This window comes from Cupriavidus basilensis (genome assembly GCF_000876015.1).
Taxonomy (GTDB): Bacteria; Pseudomonadota; Gammaproteobacteria; order Burkholderiales; family Burkholderiaceae; genus Cupriavidus; species Cupriavidus basilensis_B.
Genome location: NZ_BBQM01000016.1, coordinates 248,041 through 266,406, shown reverse-complemented (window position 1 = coordinate 266,406; position 18,366 = coordinate 248,041). Strand labels below are relative to the sequence as shown.

General features: G+C 67.4%; 16 protein-coding genes. 10 read left to right on the top strand and 6 right to left on the bottom strand.

Annotation, left to right across the window (positions count from 1 at the left end):
• Positions 1-24 precede the first annotated feature (24 nt).
• The 5 genes from KF708C_RS17485 to KF708C_RS17465 form a co-directional block, all read right to left on the bottom strand.
• Positions 25-819 carry a peptidylprolyl isomerase gene (locus tag KF708C_RS17485; RefSeq protein WP_020201620.1) on the bottom strand — a complete coding sequence of 265 codons (795 nt, stop codon included), beginning with the start codon at positions 817-819 and terminating at the stop codon, positions 25-27.
• A gap of 4 nt (positions 820-823) precedes the next feature.
• Positions 824-1,138, bottom strand: a complete 315-nt coding sequence (locus KF708C_RS17480; RefSeq protein ID WP_020201619.1) for a BolA family protein — start codon at positions 1,136-1,138, stop codon at positions 824-826.
• A 79-nt stretch (positions 1,139-1,217) separates the two neighbouring features.
• Complete coding sequence (locus tag KF708C_RS17475; RefSeq protein ID WP_020201618.1) at positions 1,218-1,757, bottom strand: septation protein A; 540 nt, start codon at positions 1,755-1,757, stop codon at positions 1,218-1,220.
• Positions 1,758-1,827: 70 nt separating this feature from the next.
• The gene (gene msrB / locus KF708C_RS17470) at positions 1,828-2,280 is read right to left on the bottom strand and encodes a peptide-methionine (R)-S-oxide reductase MsrB (protein ID WP_059412769.1); all 453 of its coding nucleotides are present in this window, start codon (positions 2,278-2,280) and stop codon (positions 1,828-1,830) included.
• Positions 2,281-2,449: 169 nt separating this feature from the next.
• Entirely contained in the window at positions 2,450-4,030 is a 1,581-nt protein-coding gene (locus tag KF708C_RS17465; RefSeq protein WP_020201616.1) for a protein adenylyltransferase SelO, read from the bottom strand.
• Between the two features lie 399 nt (positions 4,031-4,429).
• Between KF708C_RS17465 and KF708C_RS17460 the strand changes: the two genes are divergently transcribed.
• The 7 genes from KF708C_RS17460 to KF708C_RS17430 all read left to right on the top strand — a co-directional run bounded on the left by KF708C_RS17460 (position 4,430) and on the right by KF708C_RS17430 (position 12,241).
• Positions 4,430-6,058 (top strand): 3-(methylthio)propionyl-CoA ligase, encoded by a 1,629-nt coding sequence (locus KF708C_RS17460; RefSeq protein ID WP_029043304.1) that lies wholly within the window; start codon positions 4,430-4,432, stop codon positions 6,056-6,058.
• Positions 6,059-6,181: 123 nt separating this feature from the next.
• Entirely contained in the window at positions 6,182-7,426 is a 1,245-nt protein-coding gene (locus tag KF708C_RS17455) for a branched-chain amino acid ABC transporter substrate-binding protein (protein ID WP_020201614.1), read from the top strand.
• A gap of 190 nt (positions 7,427-7,616) precedes the next feature.
• Positions 7,617-8,564, top strand: coding sequence for a branched-chain amino acid ABC transporter permease (locus KF708C_RS17450; protein WP_059412768.1), 948 nt, complete (start codon positions 7,617-7,619; stop codon positions 8,562-8,564).
• Positions 8,565-8,568: 4 nt separating this feature from the next.
• Positions 8,569-9,882: a branched-chain amino acid ABC transporter permease gene (locus tag KF708C_RS17445; protein ID WP_059412767.1), complete on the top strand. Its 1,314-nt coding sequence runs from the start codon at positions 8,569-8,571 to the stop codon at positions 9,880-9,882.
• The gene (locus KF708C_RS17440) at positions 9,879-10,652 is read left to right on the top strand and encodes an ABC transporter ATP-binding protein (RefSeq protein ID WP_020201611.1); all 774 of its coding nucleotides are present in this window, start codon (positions 9,879-9,881) and stop codon (positions 10,650-10,652) included. The genes KF708C_RS17445 and KF708C_RS17440 overlap by 4 nt, the downstream gene beginning before the upstream one ends.
• On the top strand, positions 10,652-11,365 hold the full coding sequence (locus tag KF708C_RS17435; RefSeq protein WP_020201610.1) for an ABC transporter ATP-binding protein: 714 nt from the start codon (positions 10,652-10,654) through the stop codon (positions 11,363-11,365). Before KF708C_RS17440 ends, KF708C_RS17435 begins: the two co-directional genes overlap by 1 nt.
• Positions 11,366-11,806: 441 nt before the next feature.
• Positions 11,807-12,241, top strand: a complete 435-nt coding sequence (locus KF708C_RS17430; protein WP_156173865.1) for a type VI secretion system amidase immunity protein Tai4 — start codon at positions 11,807-11,809, stop codon at positions 12,239-12,241.
• Positions 12,242-12,324: 83 nt separating this feature from the next.
• On the opposite strand, the gene KF708C_RS17425 is transcribed toward KF708C_RS17430, so the two are convergent.
• Complete coding sequence (locus KF708C_RS17425; RefSeq protein WP_020201607.1) at positions 12,325-13,698, bottom strand: esterase-like activity of phytase family protein; 1,374 nt, start codon at positions 13,696-13,698, stop codon at positions 12,325-12,327.
• A 572-nt stretch (positions 13,699-14,270) separates the two neighbouring features.
• Between KF708C_RS17425 and KF708C_RS17420 the strand changes: the two genes are divergently transcribed.
• The 3 genes from KF708C_RS17420 (at position 14,271) to KF708C_RS17410 (ending at position 18,303) form a co-directional block, all read left to right on the top strand.
• Complete coding sequence (locus tag KF708C_RS17420; RefSeq protein ID WP_020201606.1) at positions 14,271-16,352, top strand: 3-hydroxyacyl-CoA dehydrogenase NAD-binding domain-containing protein; 2,082 nt, start codon at positions 14,271-14,273, stop codon at positions 16,350-16,352.
• A 54-nt stretch (positions 16,353-16,406) separates the two neighbouring features.
• Positions 16,407-17,051 (top strand): bifunctional nicotinamidase/pyrazinamidase, encoded by a 645-nt coding sequence (pncA, locus tag KF708C_RS17415; protein ID WP_059412765.1) that lies wholly within the window; start codon positions 16,407-16,409, stop codon positions 17,049-17,051.
• A gap of 73 nt (positions 17,052-17,124) precedes the next feature.
• Positions 17,125-18,303, top strand: a complete 1,179-nt coding sequence (locus KF708C_RS17410; protein WP_059412764.1) for an acetyl-CoA C-acyltransferase — start codon at positions 17,125-17,127, stop codon at positions 18,301-18,303.
• Positions 18,304-18,366 lie beyond the last annotated feature (63 nt).

The window sequence follows — 18,366 nt, the reverse complement described above, 5'->3', positions numbered from 1 at the left end:
CGTGCTGCGCGCGAGGCGCGATCCTTACTGGATCTTCGCCTTTTCCTTCAGCGACTTCATCATGGCCTGGAACTGCTCGCGCTGCCAGTTCTGGTCGCCCATCAGCATCTGCGTGAGCTGCGGCTTGACTTCGTCGAACGTGGGCACCTTGGCGTCGCGCACGTCGTCGAGCTGGATGATGTGCCAGCCGAACTGGGTCTTGACCGGGGTGTCGGTCATCTGGCCCTTCTGCAGCGCGGTCATCGCGGCCGAGAACTCGGGCACGTAGCTGCTGCTGTTGGCCCAGTCCAGGTCGCCGCCGTTGGCCGCCGAGCCCGGGTCCTTGGACGAGGCCTTGGCCATGTCCTCGAACTTGGCGCCGGCCTTGATCTTGGCGATGATGGCGCGCGCGTCGGCTTCCTTCTCGACCAGGATGTGGCGGGCGTGGTATTCCTTGCCGCTGCCGAACTGCGACTTGATCTTTTCGTACTGCTTGCGCAGTTCTTCGTCGCTGGCGCCGTGGGTCTTGACGTAGTCCTCGAACACCGCGCCGGCCAGCACGTTGAGCTTGGCCTGTTCCAGCTGTTCCTGCAGGTCGTCGCGCTGGGTCAGGCCGCGCTTGTTGGCTTCCTGCAGCAGCAGCTCGCGGTCGATCAGCATGGTGCGGGCACGGTCGCGCAGTTCCGGGCTGGCCGGCTGGCCGGTGCCGGCGATGAGCTTGTCCAGCTTCGCCGAGGGGATCGCCTTGCCATTCACGACGGCGGCGTTCTGGGCCAGGGCGGGCAAGCTGCCAGCGGCAAGCACAGCCGCCAGGCTGAACGAGAGGACGGTGGTCTTCATGGAATCAGGTCTGAGAGTTGCTCGAGGAATCGCGGGAGGATTCGCGGGATTCAAGTTCTTGGTCGGTCAGCGCGGTAACGGCTAGCGCGTGGATTTGCGTGGGGAACAGTTCGCGCAGCGCATCATACACCATGCGGTGGCGCGCCACGCGGCTGCTGCCGGCAAAACGCCCGCTGACGATGGTCACGTGGTAGTGGCCGCCGCCGGAGGCCGCGCCGGCGTGGCCGGCGTGCTGCGCGCTGTCGTCGCGCACGGCGACGCTGGTGGGGGCAAGGGCTGCGCGCAGCAGCGCCTCGATATGTGCTGGATCAGCGGCCATCGGTCTTTGTCGGTCTCTGTGGTGGAGCGCGGGCGGGCCCGCGCCGGGTGGAGGCGGTGCGCGGCGCACCGCCGCGCCGTCATTCGGTGGGCGTTTCCTGCATGTGGCGCGACAGCCAGACGCTTTGCGCCAGGATGAACACCAGCATCAGCCCCATGCTGCCGAACAGCTTGAAATTGACCCAGGTATCGGTGGAGAACTGGTAGGCCACGTAGAGGTTGACCACGCCCATCACGGCGAAGAACGCGGCCCAGGCGGCATTGAGCTTGCCCCAGGCGCCGTCCGGCATGCTCACCTGCTTGCCGAGCATGGCGCGGATCAGGTTCTTGCGCCACAGCAGCGCGGACAGCGTCAGCGTGACGGCGAACAGCCAGTACAGCACGGTCGGCTTCCACTTGATGAAGGTCTCGTTGTGCAGCAGCAGCGTGGCGCCGCCGAACACCGAGATGATCGCCAGGCTGATCCACTGCATCGGATCGACCTTGCGGTGGCGCAGCCACACCCAGCCGATCTGCACCACGGTGGCGGCGATGGCCACCGCGGTGGCGGGAAAGATGCCCCACAGCTTGAAGGCGACGAAGAACAGGATGACCGGGAACAGGTCGAACAGGAATTTCATGCGGACAGGATAGATCGACGCGAAGGTCGGGGCTGGGTTGGCGACGGACCGCCGCGCGGGCGGTCCGGGCTTAGCGCGGCGTATCCGGCGATGTCGGCGCGGCATCACCCGCGTCGGTATCGGCATCGGCGGGATCGCGCTGGTCGAATTTTAGCGCAGCCGAGTTGATGCAGTAGCGCAAACCGGTGGGCGCGGGGCCGTCCTCGAACACATGGCCCAGATGGCTGCCGCATTCCTTGCAGCGGACTTCCACGCGCACCATGCCGTGCGAGCGGTCGGTGTGCTCGTCGATCACCTCGCCGTTGATCGGGCGGAAGTAGCTGGGCCAGCCGCAGCCGGCGTCGAACTTGGTGCTGGCTTCGAACAGCGGCGTGCCGCAGCCGACGCAGCGGTAGGTGCCGCGTTCCCAGTGGTCCCAGTAGCGGCCGGTGAAGGGGCGTTCGGTGGCCGCTTCGCGGGCGACGCGGTATTCGATGTCGGAGAGTTGCGCGCGCCACTCGGCGTCGGTTTTTTGCGTGGTCATGCTCGGCTTCCTCATTCTGGCGGGCCGGGCGGCGGGGCAGGCTGCCTTGCCTGCCTCGCGCCGCCCGATGCCCTTGGTCGTATCGTGGCTGTCGAACCTTACAGTACTTGCGTGGCGGGCGCCTTGGCACCGGCCTTGCGGTTTCCGCCGTCCTTGCTGGCCGGACGGCTCACGACGAACAGCTGACTTCGAGGCCCGCGGCCCAGTCCGGCGGCAGCGCGGCGTAGGCCTCGGCTTCGGGCTGCTCGTCGAAGGGACGCGACAGCACCGCCAGCAGACGCTCCACCTCGCCGAAATCCTTGTCGCGCGCGCGCCGGATGGCGGTTTCCGCCAGGTGGTTGCGCAGCACGTATTTCGGGTTCACCGCCAGCATGGCGGCCGCGCGCGCGGCATCGTCGGACTGCTCGGCGCGCAGCCGGGCGCGGTAGGTGCCGGCCCAGGCATCCCACGCCGCGCGGTCCAGGAACAGGTCGCGCACCGGCGCGTCGCGGCTGCCGTCTGCCGACGATATGCGGGCGAGGTTGCGCCAGAACAAGGTGTAGTCCACGCGTTGTTCGTGCAGCAGCTGGAACAGGCTGGTCAGCAGCGGCTCGTCGTCCTCGTCGCGCCCGGCCGGCGGGCGCAGGCCGAGCTTGTCGCGGTAGCGCCGGAAGAACGCGGCGGCGTAGCGCGCGCGGAACGGGTCGAGCGCGGCGCGCGCGGCTTCCACCGCGGCTTCCTTCCCCGCTTCCTTGCCCTCGTCGCCATCGCCATCGCCTTCGCGCCACAGCGGCATCAGCGCCTGGGCCAGGCAGTGCAGGTTCCAGAACGCCACCTGCGGCTGCTGGCTGTAGGCGTAGCGGCCCTGCGAGTCGGTGTGGTTGCAGATGTGGTTGGCGTCGAACGCATCGAGAAAGCCGAACGGGCCGTAGTCGATGGTCAGGCCGAGGATCGACATGTTGTCGGTGTTCATCACGCCGTGGCAGAAGCCCACCGCCTGCCATTGCGCCATCAGGTCGGCGGTGCGCAGCGAGACCTCGCGCAGCAGCGCCTGGTAGGGCTGGGCGTCGTCGCGGCAGGCCGGCATGAAGCGGTCGATGACGAAGTCCGCCAGCTGCCGCAGCGCGCCGGTGTCCTCGCGCGCGGCGAAATGCTCGAAATGGCCGAAGCGGATGAAGGTCGGCGCCAGGCGCGCGACCACGGCGGCGGTCTCGACGGTCTCGCGCCGGATCGGGGCGTCCGAGCCGACGATGCTCATGGCGCGCGTGGTCGGGATGCCCAGCGCCGCCATCGCCTCGGAGCACAAGTATTCGCGGATGGACGAGCGCAGCACCGCGCGGCCGTCGGCCATGCGCGAATAGGGCGTCATGCCGGCGCCCTTGAGCTGGATCTCCAGCGGGCCGCCGGCGGTCTGCGCCTCGGCCAGGCGGATCGCGCGGCCGTCGCCGAGCTGGCCGGCCCAGACCCCGAACTGATGGCCCGAATAGACGCTGGCGAGCGGATCGGCCCACGCCGGCACCTGGTTGCCCGCGAAGGTCTCGATGAAGCTGCGCTGCGTTGCCGCCTGCGCGTCCCAGCCGAGCAGGGCGGCGGCGGACGCCGACACGCCGACCAGGTAGGGCGAAGGCAGCGGCGTGGGCGCCAGCCGCGTGAAGAAGCGCGGGTCCAGCGCGGCGAAGCCGGGCGCCGTGGCGAACGGCGCGGCTGCGGCGCCGCTCGCGGGTGGCGAGTCTGGCGGGGAGGGAACGGCGGTCGGCTCGGGAGAATTCACTGGGGGGCGTCGTTGTGAAGTGGCTGGGCGGCGCAGCGCCGGCTCGCCGGATTTCCCGCAAGTGCGCTTGCAGGCTAGGGAAAACGACATGTTGAGGTGCAACATGGCAGGCGTTATTGTACTTCCACGCCGCCATTTCCATCTGTGACCGCCGTGGCCGCCGCACGGTTTCCGCAAGTCCTTCTCCAGCCCCTGTAGCGCACGCACCAGCGCAGGGCGCGGACCGGGTTTTTCCTGTCCGTGAGGAGCGGGGCCGCGCGCGAGCCGAAACACCGGCCGATACGGCAGCGCACAACGGATTCCCATTGACGTTTCACCGAAGGATGGGAACAATCGGCCAAAAAATAGAACGGTTGTTCGCTTTTTTGGCGAATTCCTAAAACTACAGGAGACTATTTCATGGCATTGATGGGTCAAATGATGAGCGAACCCCTGCTCATTTCCTCCATCATCAAGCACGCCGCCCGTCACTACGGCAGCACGGAAATCGTCTCGCGACGGACCGAAGGCGACCTGCACCGCTACACCTACCGCGACTGCGAGCTGCGCGCCCGCAAGCTCGCCCAGGCCATCGCCGCGCTGGGCGTGCGCCGGGGCGAGCGGGTCGGCACGCTGGCCTGGAACGGCTACCGCCACCTGGAGATCTACTACGCCGTGTCCGGCTCGGGCGCGGTGTGCCACACCGTCAACCCGCGCCTGTTCCCGGAGCAGGTGGCCTACATCATCAACCACGCCGAGGACCAGTACGTGTTCTTCGACGCCACCTTCCTGCCGCTGGTCGAGGGCGTGGCGCCGCATTGCCCGGGCGTGAAGGGCTGGGTGATGATGAGCGACCGCGCGCACATGCCGGCCGACGCCAAGGTCGCGCTGCTGTGCTACGAGGACCTGGTCGACGCGCAGGACGGCGACTACGCCTGGCCGCAGTTCGACGAGAACACCGCGTCCAGCCTCTGCTATACCTCCGGCACCACCGGCAACCCGAAGGGAGCGCTGTACTCGCACCGCTCCACGGTGCTGCATTCGTATGCGTCGGCGCTGCCGGACGCGCTGGGCTGCTCCGCGCAGGACGTGATCCTGCCGGTGGTGCCGATGTTCCACGTCAACGCCTGGGGCCTGCCGTACTCGGTGCCGCTGGTCGGCGCCAAGCTGGTGTTCCCGGGCGCCAAGCTGGACGGCGCCTCGCTGTACGAGCTGTTCGAGCAGGAGAAAGTGACCTTCTCCGCCGGCGTGCCCACGGTCTGGCTGGGCCTGCTGCAGTACGTGCAGGGCAACCACCTCAAGTTCTCCACGTTCCGCCGCACCGTGATCGGCGGCTCGGCCGCGCCGCCGGCCATGATCCGCGCGCTCAAGGCGCTGGGCGTGGAGACCATCCACGCCTGGGGCATGACCGAGATGTCGCCGCTGGGCACCTCGTGCAAGCTGCTGGCGCGCCACAACGACCTGCCGGAAGAGGAACAGCAGAAGATCCAGGAAAAGCAGGGCCGCGTGATCTACGGCGTGGACATGAAGATCGTGGACGGCGACGGCAACGAACTGCCGTGGGACGGCAAGGCCTTCGGCGACCTGCACGTGCGCGGGCCCTGGGTGATCGAGCACTACTACCGCAGCGAGAACTCGCCGCTGGTGGACGGCTGGTTCCCGACCGGCGACGTGGCCACCATCGACGCCGACGGCTACATGCAGATCACCGACCGCAGCAAGGACGTGATCAAGTCCGGCGGCGAATGGATTTCCTCCATCGACATCGAGAACGTGGCTTCCGCCCACCCGGCGGTCCACATGGCGGCCTGCATCTCCTGCTACCACCCCAAGTGGGACGAGCGCCCGCTGCTGGTGGTGGTCAGGCGCCCCGGCGCCGAGGTCTCGCGCGAGGACCTGCTGAAGTTCTTCGAAGGCAAGGTCGCCAAGTGGTGGATTCCCGACGACGTCGCCTTCGTCGCCGAGATCCCGCTCACCGCCACCGGCAAGATGCAGAAGCTCCGGCTGCGCGAGCAGTTCAAGGACTACCGGCTGCCGTCGTCTGCCTGACCCCGAGGCGGCCGCAGAGCCGCCATCCGCAGGACAGGCCCGAAATGCGCCGAGGTCAGGGGAGAGGGCGCCGCCGCGGGCCGGCATCAACCGAAGCCAACAAAAAAACCGAAGGAGACAAGCATGATCAGATTGCGTCCGCTCGTGGCCGCCACGGCCGCCGTGGCGATGTTCGGGGCGATGGGTTCCGGGGTCGCGGCTGCCGAGACGGTGAAGATCGCCTTTATCGATCCGCTGTCCGGGCTGATGGCGCCGGTCGGCCAGAACCAGCTCAAGAGCTGGCAGTTCGTCGCCGACCTCGCCAACCAGAAGGACTGGGGCGGCGGCAACAAGTTCGAGGTGATCGGCTTCGACAACAAGCTCTCGCCGCAGGAAAGCCTGACCATCCTCAAGCAGGCGGTGGACCAGGGCATCCGCTACATCGTGCAGGGCAACGGCTCCTCGGTGGGCCTGGCGCTGGAGGACGCGGTGGCCAAGCACAACGAGCGCAATCCGGGCAAGGAAATCGTCTACCTGAACTACGCCGCGGTGGACCCGGACATGACCAACAGCAAGTGCAACTACTGGCATTTCCGGCTCGACGCCAACTCCGACATGAAGATGGAGGCGCTGACCACCTTCCTGGCCAAGGACCCCAACGTCAAGAAGGTCTACCTGATCAACCAGAACTACTCGTTCGGCCACCAGGTGGCGCGCGCCGCCAAGGACTACCTCAAGCGCAAGCGCCCGGACGTGCAGATCGTCGGCGACGACCTGCACCCGCTGGCCCAGGTCAAGGACTTCGCGCCCTACGCGGCCAAGATCAAGGCGTCCGGCGCCGACACCGTGATCACCGGCAACTGGGGCAGCGACCTGGCGCTGCTGATCAAGGCGGGCAAGGACGCCGGCCTGAACGCCAACTACTACACCTACTACGGCGCCACCACCGGCGTGCCCACGGCGATGGGCGCGTCCGGCGCCGAGCGTGTCAAGTACGTGGGCTACTACAACGCCAACAACAACGGCTTCAAGGGCTCGGAAGTCATCGAAGGCTTCAAGAAGAAGTACAACGACGACTTCTACGTGATGGCCGCGTACACCGGCATCGCCATGCTGGGCAAGGCGTTCAAGGAGACCAAGTCGACCGATCCGGTCAAGGTGGCCAAGGCGCTCGAAGGCATCAAGGTCGAGAGCATGAACGGCACGACGGAGATGCGCGGCTCGGACCACCAGGTCCAGCAGTCGCTGGTGGTGGCCACCTGGACCAAGGTCGACGGCAAGGAAGTGAAGTACGACCAGGAGAACACGGGCTATGGCTGGAAGACCAATGCGCTGCTCGACCAGTACGTGGCCGCGCAGCCCACTTCCTGCCAGATGAAGCGCCCGTAGGCCCGCGTCCGGCGGACGGTGCGGCGGATGCCCGCGCGCCTTCCGATCCTGCATACTTCGGCCGGTCCGGCGCGGCTCCCGCCGTGCCGGGCGGGCGGCGCCCACCCGGGCGCGGCCCGTTGTGCCTTGTCACGGCCGGCAGGCGGCCGGCGGCCGCCTGGCTGGCCGGCGTCAGAATGAAGGACATGTTGTGGAATTCTTCGTCATCTCCCTCCTGAACGGCATCAGCTACGGGCTGCTGCTCTTCATGCTCTCTTCCGGGCTTACGCTGATCTTCAGCATGATGGGCGTGCTGAACTTCGCGCACGCCAGTTTCTACATGCTCGGTGCGTACTTCGCCTACACCATCGCCAGCAAGATCGGCTTCTGGCCGGCGCTGATCTTCGCGCCGCTGCTGGTGGCCGGCGCCGGCGCGCTGGTCGAACGCTTCGGGCTGCGCACCGTGCACAAGTACGGGCACGTGGCCGAGCTGCTGTTTACCTTCGGCCTGGCCTACCTGATCGAGGAAGGCGTCAAGCTGGTGTGGGGCCTGGCCGCCGTGCCGTACCGCATCCCGGCCGAGCTGGACGGGCCGCTGTTCACGGTGTTCACCTCGTCCTTCCCCAAGTACCGCGCGTTCATGATGCTGGTGTCGCTGGCCATGCTGGTGGCGATCTACCTGGTGCTCACGCGCACCCGCATCGGGCTGGTGATCCAGGCCGCGCTCACGCACCCCGAGATGGTCGAGGCGCTCGGCCACAACGTGCCGCGCGTGTTCATGATGGTGTTCGGCGGCGGCGCCGCGCTGGCCGGGCTGGCCGGCGTGATCGGCGGCAACGCCTTCGTCACCGAGCCGTCGATGGCCGCGGCGGTCGGGTCGATCGTGTTCGTGGTGGCGGTGGTGGGCGGCATGGGGTCGCTGGTGGGCGCGTTCATCGCCTCGCTGCTGATCGGCGTGCTGCAGACCTTCGCCGTCACGCTCGACGCGTCGCTGGCCGGGCTGCTCGGCATGGCCGGCATGCACGTCACCGACAGCACGCCGCTGTCGTCGCTGTGGAATCTCACGGTGGCCCAGGTCGCGCCTGTGCTGCCGTATCTGTTGCTGGTGGTGATGCTGATCTTCCGCCCGCGTGGTCTGATGGGTACCCGGGAGGGCTGACGGCATGGAGACGACAATGCAACAACGCCGCGAGCAGGCCGTGACCGGCCGCACCCTGCGCTACCGCCCGCTCAACCTCGCGCGCTGGCTGATCTGGGGCGGCACCGCGCTGCTGATGCTGGTGCTGCCGCTGGTGTTCTCGGGCGGCTTCGCCATCACGCTGATGTCGCAGATGGGCATCATGATCATTTTCGCGCTGTCCTACAACATGCTGCTCGGCCAGACCGGCATGCTGTCGTTCGGGCACGCGGTCTACGCGGGGCTGGGCGCCTTCATCGCCATCCACGTGCTCAACATGGCGGGCGCGGGCAAGGTGTGGCTGCCGGTGTCGCTGTTGCCCGTGGTGGGCGGGCTGGCCGGCGCCTTCTTCGGCGTGCTGTTCGGCTACGTCACTACCAAGAAGTCCGGCACCACCTTCGCCATGATCACGATGGGCATCGGCGAGATGGTGTTCGCCAGCTCGCTGATGTTCCCCGACTTCTTCGGCGGCGAGGGCGGCATCTCCACCAACCGCGTGGTGGGCGAGCCGGTGCTCGGCATCACCTTCGGCCCGGGCCGGCAGGTGTACTACCTGATCGCCGCCTGGTGCCTGCTGTCGATGGCGGCCATGTACGCGTGGACGCAGACGCCGCTGGGCCGCATCGCCAACGCCGTGCGCGACAACCCCGAGCGCGTGGAATTCATCGGCTACAACACCCAGCGCGTGCGCTACCTGGTGCTGATCCTGTCGGCGTTCTTCGCCGGCATCTCCGGTGCGCTGTCGGCCATCAACTTCGAGATCGTGTCGGCCGAGAACGTCAGCGCGGTGCGCTCCGGCGGCGTGCTGCTGGCGGCCTTCATCGGCGGCGCGGGCGTGTTCTTCGGCCCGGTGATCGGCGCCGTGGTGTTCATCCTGTTCGCGGTGGCGCTGTCGGACCTGACCAAGGCGTGGCTGCTCTACCTGGGCCTGTTCTTCGTGCTGATGGTCATGTTCGTGCCGGGCGGCATCGCCAGCCTGCTGATGATGCAGGTGCCGCTGCTCGCGCGCGGCAAGCTGCGCCGCATGCTGCCCGACTATGGCCGCGCCGCGGCCGCCGGGCTGGTGCTGCTGGCCGCGGTGATCCTCACCGTGGAGCTGGTCTACAAGGTGCAGGTCGACAGCGCCAACGGCACCGCCATGTCGCTGTTCGGCATCGGCTTCGACGCCGCCGCCGTGGCGCCGTGGCTGGTGGCCGCGGCATTGTGGGCGGGCGGGCTGCTGGCCTGCCGCGCCGCGCGTGCGCGCGTGCGCGCCACCTGGGACAAGATACAAGCCGAAATGGCCGGAGGTGCGGTATGAGCGCGGCACTGGAACTGAACGACGTGCGCAAGAAATTCGGCCAGACCGAGATCATCCGGGGCGTCAACCTGACCATCCCCAAGGGCGAGCGCCACGCGCTGATCGGTCCCAACGGCGCCGGCAAGTCGACCACCTTCAACCTGATCTCCGGCCGCTTCGCGCCCAGCTCGGGCACGGTCAGGCTCAACGGGCAGGACATCGGCGGGCTGCAGCCGTTCGTCATCAACCGCATGGGGCTGTCGCGCAGCTTCCAGATCACCAACATCTTCCACCGCCTGTCGGTGTTCGAGAACCTGCGCTGCGCCGTGCTCTGGTCGCTCGGCTACAAATACTCGTTCTGGCACCGCCTGTCCGAGCTGCGCGACGCGCGCGAGCGCGCCGAGGAAGTGCTGGAACTGATCGGCCTGCACCATCGCCGCAACAACCAGGCCAGCCTGCTCACCTATGCCGAGCAGCGCGCGCTGGAGATCGGCATCACCATCGCCGGCGGCGCCGAGGTCATCCTGCTCGACGAGCCCACCGCGGGCATGAGCCGTTCCGAGTCCGACCACGCCGTCGAACTGATCCGCCGCGTCACCGTGGGCAAGACCCTGGTGATGGTCGAGCACGACATGAGCGTGGTGTTCGGCCTCGCCGACCGCATCTCCGTGCTGGTCTACGGCGAGGTGATCGCCACCGATACGCCCGAAGCCATCCGCGCCAATCGCAAGGTCAAGGAAGCCTACCTCGGCACCACCCTTGACGAACCCGCCACCGAAGGAGCGCACTGATGGGCAAGCGCATGCTGGACGTGCAAGGGCTGCACGCCTACTACGGCAAGAGCCACATCCTCCACGGCGTGGACGCCCACATCGACGAAGGCGAGATCGTCGCGCTGCTCGGCCGCAACGGCGTGGGGCGCTCCACGATGGCCAAGGCCATTCTCGGCATGGTCAGGGCCGAAGGCTCGGTGCGCTTTCGCGACGAGGAAATCCTCGGCCGCCGCACCTTCGAGATCGCCCACCTCGGCGTGGGCTACGTGCCCGAGAACCGCGACATCTTCCCCACGCTCACGGTGCGCCAGAACCTGCTGCTGGGCGAAAAGCGCAACCCGCGCCAGCCCAGGCCGCGCTGGACCGTGCAGGACATGTATGACATGTTCCCCCGCCTCAAGGAACGCGAGCACACCGCCGCCGGCGTGCTCTCCGGCGGCGAACAGCAGATGCTCACGCTGTGCCGCACGCTGATGGGCGACCCCGACCTCGTGCTGATCGACGAGCCCACCGAAGGGCTGGCGCCGATGATCGTCACGCTGGTCGGCGACTACCTGAAGCGGCTCAAGGAGCGCGGCGTGTCGGTGCTGCTGATCGAGCAGAAACTCGCCATCGCGCTGGACATCTCGCAGCGCGTCTACGTGATGGGGCACGGCCACATCGTGTTCGAAGGCACGCCGCAGGACCTGAAGGCGAATGCGACGGTGCGCAAGGAGTGGCTGGAGGTGTAGGGCGGTTGGGGCGTCTTGCTTGCGGCCTGTGTGCGTGGCGCGCATGTCATACCGGGATCCCCCAGCTTGCTGGGGGGATTTGCTTTTTGGGGCGCTTGGGAGATGTCAGGGGCGAAATTGGCCCAGGTCAGCAGCGCCCGGGGGAATATCGTTCTGGAGCGGGAATGTGTTTCGCTTATCTGTGACGCGAAACCGGATAAATACTAATTCGAATGTGAATTTGGCGCGTGATCCAGGAATAATGAGCAGGTAATTGACGCGGGCGAATCAATAAAATAATGTCCGTCATTCCGGAAATAGAAAGGAGTGACGAATGTCCCGGCTATCCATGCCTCTCGTGCAGGACGCCCTCACGCAAATCGACGTCAACGAGAGCGGGGCGAGATACCGTGCCGGCCGCCCGTATTTCCGGGGGCTGCCGTCATGAGGGCGCGGCTTCGCATGCTGCTGCCGATGCTTGCGCTGCTGTCATCCGCATGCCCGGCAAAGGGCGAGCCGCCCGTCTCCCCGCAGGCAGCAACGCGCACGCATGCGCAAAACTACAAGGACATGGTTCTCGCGGCATGCGTGGCGCATGCCTACAAGGACGACAAGGGCGCGCCGGTCGATGCGGGAAGCAGCGCGAGCGCCTTGCGGGACTGGACTGTCTACGATATGGAGCAGAGTCCCGATGCGGTCCGGTCTCTGGTGGATGGCTACCTGTCGCGCGACTACACGAATCCGCTGGCCGAGGCGGAAATCAAGGGCATCCGGTTCGATTTTCTGAAATGCCTGGACATGTACCACGGCCCGGAACTGGATGCCCAAGCCAGGCGACTGGTGATCGATCCCGGGCGCGTCGACAGGCCGGGCAGCACTGCGCCGCCAAGACCGTGACCAGTTGACGATTAATCGGCAAAGACCCTTGGGCGCTTCTCTTCAACACAGAGAAGCGCCTCGTCATTTCTGGCAAGCCCGCCTTATTTCGCCTTCAGGAACTCGCTCACTTCCAGCAGCACCATTTCATTGTCGTCCGCCTTGTTGGGCTCGCGGCTGCTGGAGAAGGGCAGGTTGTTGTCGTTGCCGACCACGATGTGGGTGGGGTCCACCACGTCGACGTTCTCGATGGTGAAGAACGGGAACTTGAGCACGCCGTCGTTGAGCGGCTTGCGCGCGAGCTTGTCGGGGTCGGCGATGTTGAGCAGGTCGATGTAGCCGATCTTGCGCAGCGGGCCGCCGGCGTTGGCGTCGGTCAACTCGACCTTGTAGATGCGCTTGAACCTGGCGATGTCGGAGAAGCAGTCGTCGCGCTTCTGGCCTTCGGGGCAGGCCTTGTCCGCGGTGCCTTCGCCGTTGTCGCGCTCGATGATGAGGCCGGTGGTGGCGTCGATCATGTTGAAGTCGCCGATGGCGTTGCCGTTGGCTTCGAGCGGGTATTTCCACGAGCGGCCGGTCCATTTGCCGGCTTGCGTGTCGAACTCGAGCACGCGCAGCGCTTCCTTGCCGTCGACGCGCTCGTAGTCCTTGGCCTGGGCGTTCCACACCGGGCCTTCGAGCAGGGCGTAGAGCTTGCTGCCGTCCGGCGACGAGGCCATGCCTTCGAAGCCCTTGGAGCGCTTGACCTGGAAGTCGACCGCGCCGCCGGGCACGCCGGGCGTGGTCACGGCGGGGTGGTCGGGCGAGCGCGCCGGCTTGCCGTCGACCAGGGTCTCGAACACGGCGAGCACCTTGCCTTGCAGGTCGGCCTTGATCAGGAAGGGACCGAATTCGTCGCCGATCCACAGCGCGCCGCCGGCGAACTGGAAGCTCTCGGTGTCGAAGTCGGAGCCGGTCAGGTAGCGCTGCTTCGTGCCTTCGTGGACGATGCGGAACGGCACTTTCTTGTCGGGGTCGTGCAGGAAGACGGTGCCCAGACGCTGCAGCTTGCCGCCCTTGAAATCCACCTTGTAGTGGTTCAGGTAGAGCATGAAGTCGGGCGAGTTGGCCTTGCTGCCGGCGCCGTTGTCGGTCAGCACCCAGAAGCTGCCGTCGGCCATGTGCTTGATGCCGGAGTGGCCTTGCAGCGGCTGGCCCCTGAACGGCACGGACACGCCGGTGGGGCGGCCGTTCGACTTGCCTTCCACGCTGCCGAGCTTTTCCACGCGCTCGCCGGTGGTGAACTTGCCGCTGGCCTGCAGGTCCTGCGGCGCGTCCTTGGGCGCGGCGATGTAGCTCTGCGCGGGCAGGATGGCGTGGCCGGCGAGCGTGGCCGGATAGGCGGGCGCCGCGCTGGTCTGCGCTGCCGCGGGCAGCGCCCAGGCGGCGGCGGTGATGGCGATGACTGCGGTGACGTTCGCGGACGGAAGCATGCGCATACGGGCGGCGTGATCTGGTCGAAAGACCGCTACGATGCATGGCTCGCGTGACGGGCGCATGACAGTCACAGTTCTGTCGCCTGGCGCGGCCTTGCGTCTCCTCGGGTCTCCTTGCACCGCCGGCGGTCTCTGCGCGCGGGTCTTGCCGGGGTGGCCGGACGGCATGTTCCCGCACCTGCTAAGGGTAAATCCGAGGGGAACGGGCAAACGCGCCCGCCGTGCCCGAAAGGCTTCGTCGGCGCCGCCGGAAAGTGCAGCGCGGAGCATGGCGCATGCCGCGCAACCCCGTCCGCGGGCGGCTTCGCGGGCAGGGCATGCATGGCGGTGAGAGCCGTCATGAAGGCGGCGCATGGCGGCCCGGCGAGGCCGCCAAATTAAAATTGAACGACCGTGCTTTTCTGTGTATGCTTGACCCGCTTGTGCCGGCGGGGGGCGGTTTTCCCGGTAGCCGGGGCCGGCGCCGGGGCGGACAATGGGGCCGCCGCGCGGGTCCGGGCGGTGCGGGCGCGACGCAGAAAAACATAATTCGAGAATTCGAATCCCGAGACAACTTCCAGTACAAAGGAACCAGCATGACAGCGCAGTATCAGGTTCAGGACGGCGTCGCCGTCATCACGCTCGACAATCCCCCCGTGAATGGCCTGGGCTACAGCACCCGGCTCGGCATCGTCGAAGGCTTGACCCGTGCGCTGGACGATGCGGGCGTCAAGGCCGTCGTCATCACCGGCGCCGGCAAGGCTTTCTCGGGCGGCGCCGACATCCGTGAATTCAACACCCCCAAGGCTACCCAGGAACCCACGCTGCACTCGGTGATCCGCGCGATCGAGGCCTCGTCCAAGCCGGTCGTCGCCGCCATCCATTCGGTGGCGATGGGCGGCGGCCTGGAGCTGGCGCTGGGCTGCAACTACCGCGTGGCGGCGAAGGGCGCGCAGATCGCGCTGCCGGAAGTCAAGCTGGGCCTGCTGCCCGGCGCCGGCGGCACGCAGCGCCTGCCGCGCCTGATCGGCCTGGAGGCCGCGCTGAACATGATCGTGTCGGGCAACCCCGTCCCGAGCGAGAAGTTCGCCGGCACCAGGCTGTTCGACGAGATCGTCGACGGCGACGTGCTGCCCGCCGCCGTGGCCTTCGCCCGGAACGTGGCGGCCGCGCCCGGCCCGTACCCCAAGGTGCGCGACCTGAAGGTCAAGCACGAGAACGCCGAGGGCTTCCTCGCCGTCGCCCGCAACACGGTGGCCGCCGTGGCCAAGAACTTCCCGGCGCCGCTCAAGTGCGTGGATGCCGTGGCGGCATCGCTCAAGCCGTTCGAGGCCGGCCTGAAGGCCGAGCGCGAAGGCTTCATGGCGCTGGTGACGACGCCGGAATCGCGCGCGCTGCGCCATGCCTTCTTCGGCGAGCGCGCCGCCAGCAAGATCCCCGACGTGCCCGGCGACACCCCGGTGCGCAAGATCGAGAAGGTCGCCGTGATCGGCGCCGGCACGATGGGCGGCGGCATCACCATGAACTTCCTCAACGCGGGCATTCCGGTCACGATGCTGGAGACCAAGCAGGAAGCGCTGGACCGCGGCGTGGCCACGATCCGCAAGAACTACGAGAACAGCGCCAAGAAGGGCAAGCTCACGCAGGAGAAGGTCGAGCAGCGCATGGGCCTGCTGGCCACCACGCTGTCCTATGACGACATCAAGGACGCGGACCTGGTGATCGAAGCCGTGTTCGAGGAGATGGGCGTCAAGGAAATCGTCTTCAAGAAGCTGGACGAAGTCGTCAGGCCGGGCGCGATCCTGGCGTCCAACACCTCCACGCTCGACGTCAACAAGATCGCCTCGTTCACCAAACGCCCGCAGGACGTGGTCGGCATGCACTTCTTCAGCCCGGCCAACGTGATGAAGCTGCTCGAAGTGGTGCGCGGCGAGAAGACCGGCAAGGACGTGCTGGCCACGGTGATGCAGGTCGCCAAGAAGATCAAGAAGACCGCGGTGGTGTCGGGCGTGTGCGATGGCTTCATCGGCAACCGCATGATCGAGCAGTACAGCCGCCAGGCCGGCTATCTGCTGGACGAAGGCGCGCTGCCCGAGCAGGTCGACAAGGCCATCGAGAAGTTCGGCTTCGCGATGGGCCCGTTCCGCATGGGCGACCTGGCCGGCAACGACATCGGCTGGGCCATCCGCAAGCGCCGCGCGGTGGACAAGCCGGACATCCAGTATTCCAAGACCGCCGACCTGCTGTGCGAGCTGGGCCGCTTCGGCCAGAAGACCGGCGCGGGCTGGTACGACTACAAGGCGGGCGACCGCAAGCCGTATCCGAACCAGCAGGTCAACGAGATGATCGTGCAGCATTCGAAGGACCTCGGCATCGCGCGCCGCAAGATCTCCGACGAGGAGATCGTCGAGCGCCTGGTGTTCGCGCTGGTCAACGAAGGCGCCAAGATCCTGGAAGAGGGCATCGCTTCGAAGGCCTCGGACATCGACATGGTCTACCTGACCGGCTACGGCTTCCCGCTGTTCCGCGGCGGCCCGATGCTGTACGCGGACCAGGTCGGCCTGTACAACGTGGCGCAGGCGATGAAGCGCTACGCCAAGGGCTACCACGGCGAAGCCTGGAAGGCCGCGCCGCTGCTGGAGAAGCTGGCGGCCGAAGGCAAGGGCTTCAACGACTGAGCCGGACGCGAGGGCAATGGCAATGGCAAGGGCAACGCAGGGGCGGAAGCAACCATGAGCTACGGGGCGCAGGATTGCCTGCTGGTGATCGACGTGCAGAACGATTTCATGCCGGGCGGGGCGCTGGCCGTGCCGCGCGGCGACGAGGTCGTGCCGGTCATCAACCGGCTGGCGCAGGCGTTCGCGCACGTGGTGGTGACGCAGGACTGGCATCCGGCCGGCCATGCGTCGTTCGCCGCCAGCCACGCCGGCGCGCAGCCGTTCCAGGCCATCGCGCTGCCGTACGGCGAGCAGGTGCTGTGGCCCGTGCACTGCGTGCAGGACACGCCGGGCGCCGCGCTGCATGCGGGCCTGCGCGCGCCGCATGCCCGGCTGGTGATCCGCAAGGGCCACCACCGCGACGTGGACAGCTATTCCGCCTTCATGGAGGCGGACCGCGCCACGCGCACCGGGCTGGCCGGCTACCTGCGCGAGCACGGCGTGCGCCGCGTGTTCTGCGCGGGCCTGGCGACCGACTACTGCGTGGCCTGGAGCGCGCTCGACGCGCGCGCCGCCGGCTTCGAGGCGGCCGTGATCGAGGACGCCTGCCGCGCCATCGACCTGGACGGCTCGCTGGCCCGCGCGTGGCAGGAGCTTGCCGCCGCCGGCGTGCAGCGCGTGCAGTCGGCCGACGTGCTCGCCGCCGCGCCCGCGCGCTAGACAAACCGGCTGGACAAACCGAACAACGCGCAGGCGCGGCCTGCGCAGATACCAAGAATCCGAGGAGCAACAAATGAACGAGGCAGTCATCGTATCCACCGCACGGACCGGCCTGGCCAAGAGCTGGAAGGGTTCGTTCAACATGACCCACGGCGCCACCCTGGGCGGCCACGCGGTCCAGCACGCCATCGCGCGCGCCCGGATCGACGCCGGCGAGGTGGAAGACGTGCTGATGGGTTGTGCCAACCCGGAAGGCGCCACCGGCGCCAACATCGCGCGCCAGATCGCGCTGCGCGCGGGCTGCCCCGTCACCGTGCCCGGCGCCACCGTCAACCGTTTCTGCTCGTCCGGCCTGCAGACCATCGCGATGGCCGCGCAGCGCGTGATCGCCGACGAAGGCGACATCTTCGTGGCCGGCGGCGTGGAGTCGATCTCCTGCGTGCAGCAGGAAATGAATCGCCACATGATCCAGGAAAGCTGGCTGACCAAGAACAAGCCGGAAATCTACTGGAACATGCTGCAGACCGCCGAGAACGTGGCCAAGCGCTACAACATCTCGAAGGAGCGCCAGGACGAATACGGCGTGCGCAGCCAGCAGCGCGCGTTCGCCGCGCTGGAAGCGGGCAAGTTCAACGACGAGATCGTGCCGATCACGGTGCTCGCGGGCGTGGCCGACAAGGCCACCGGCCAGCTGATGACCAAGGAGGTCACGGTCTCCACCGACGAAGGCATCCGCGGCGACACCACGCTCGAAGGCGTGGCCAAGATCCGCACCGCCGTGCCCGGCGGCGTGATCTCGGCCGGCAACGCCTCGCAGTTCTCCGACGGCGCCTCGGCGGCCGTGGTGATGAACGGCAAGGTGGCGGCGGCCAAGGGCCTGCAGCCGCTGGGCGTGTTCCGCGGCTTCGCCGTGGCCGGCTGCGAGCCCGACGAAATGGGCATCGGCCCGGTGTTCGCGGTGCCCAAGCTGCTCAAGCGCGCGGGCCTGAAGGTCGACGACATCGGCCTGTGGGAACTGAACGAAGCGTTTGCCGTGCAGGTGCTGTACTGCGCCGACAAGCTGGGCATCCCGATGGACCGCCTCAACGTCAACGGCGGCGCCATCGCGGTGGGCCATCCCTACGGCGTGTCGGGCGCGCGCCTGGTCGGCCACGCGCTGATCGAAGGCAAGCGCCGCGGCGTGAAGTACGTGGTGGTGACCATGTGCATCGGCGGCGGCCAGGGCGCGGCGGGGCTGTTCGAGGTCCTGTAAGAAACCGCCTTGGCATTGCCGGCGGTTGGCTCCCCTCTCCCATTGCGTGGGAGAGGGAAGCCA

Bases quoted from the DNA above. Each gene is read 5' to 3' on its own strand.
- KF708C_RS17485 (WP_020201620.1), bottom strand. From the start codon at position 819: ATGAAGACCACCGTCCTCTCGTTCAGCCTGGCGGCTGTGCTTGCCGCT.
- KF708C_RS17480 (WP_020201619.1), bottom strand. From the start codon at position 1,138: ATGGCCGCTGATCCAGCACATATCGAGGCGCTGCTGCGCGCAGCCCTT.
- KF708C_RS17475 (WP_020201618.1), bottom strand. From the start codon at position 1,757: ATGAAATTCCTGTTCGACCTGTTCCCGGTCATCCTGTTCTTCGTCGCC.
- msrB (WP_059412769.1), bottom strand. From the start codon at position 2,280: ATGACCACGCAAAAAACCGACGCCGAGTGGCGCGCGCAACTCTCCGAC.
- KF708C_RS17460 (WP_029043304.1), top strand. From the start codon at position 4,430: ATGGCATTGATGGGTCAAATGATGAGCGAACCCCTGCTCATTTCCTCC.
- KF708C_RS17455 (WP_020201614.1), top strand. From the start codon at position 6,182: ATGATCAGATTGCGTCCGCTCGTGGCCGCCACGGCCGCCGTGGCGATG.
- KF708C_RS17445 (WP_059412767.1), top strand. From the start codon at position 8,569: ATGGAGACGACAATGCAACAACGCCGCGAGCAGGCCGTGACCGGCCGC.
- KF708C_RS17440 (WP_020201611.1), top strand. From the start codon at position 9,879: ATGAGCGCGGCACTGGAACTGAACGACGTGCGCAAGAAATTCGGCCAG.
- KF708C_RS17435 (WP_020201610.1), top strand. From the start codon at position 10,652: ATGGGCAAGCGCATGCTGGACGTGCAAGGGCTGCACGCCTACTACGGC.
- KF708C_RS17430 (WP_156173865.1), top strand. From the start codon at position 11,807: ATGCTGCTGCCGATGCTTGCGCTGCTGTCATCCGCATGCCCGGCAAAG.
- KF708C_RS17425 (WP_020201607.1), bottom strand. From the start codon at position 13,698: ATGCGCATGCTTCCGTCCGCGAACGTCACCGCAGTCATCGCCATCACC.
- KF708C_RS17420 (WP_020201606.1), top strand. From the start codon at position 14,271: ATGACAGCGCAGTATCAGGTTCAGGACGGCGTCGCCGTCATCACGCTC.
- pncA (WP_059412765.1), top strand. From the start codon at position 16,407: ATGAGCTACGGGGCGCAGGATTGCCTGCTGGTGATCGACGTGCAGAAC.
- KF708C_RS17410 (WP_059412764.1), top strand. From the start codon at position 17,125: ATGAACGAGGCAGTCATCGTATCCACCGCACGGACCGGCCTGGCCAAG.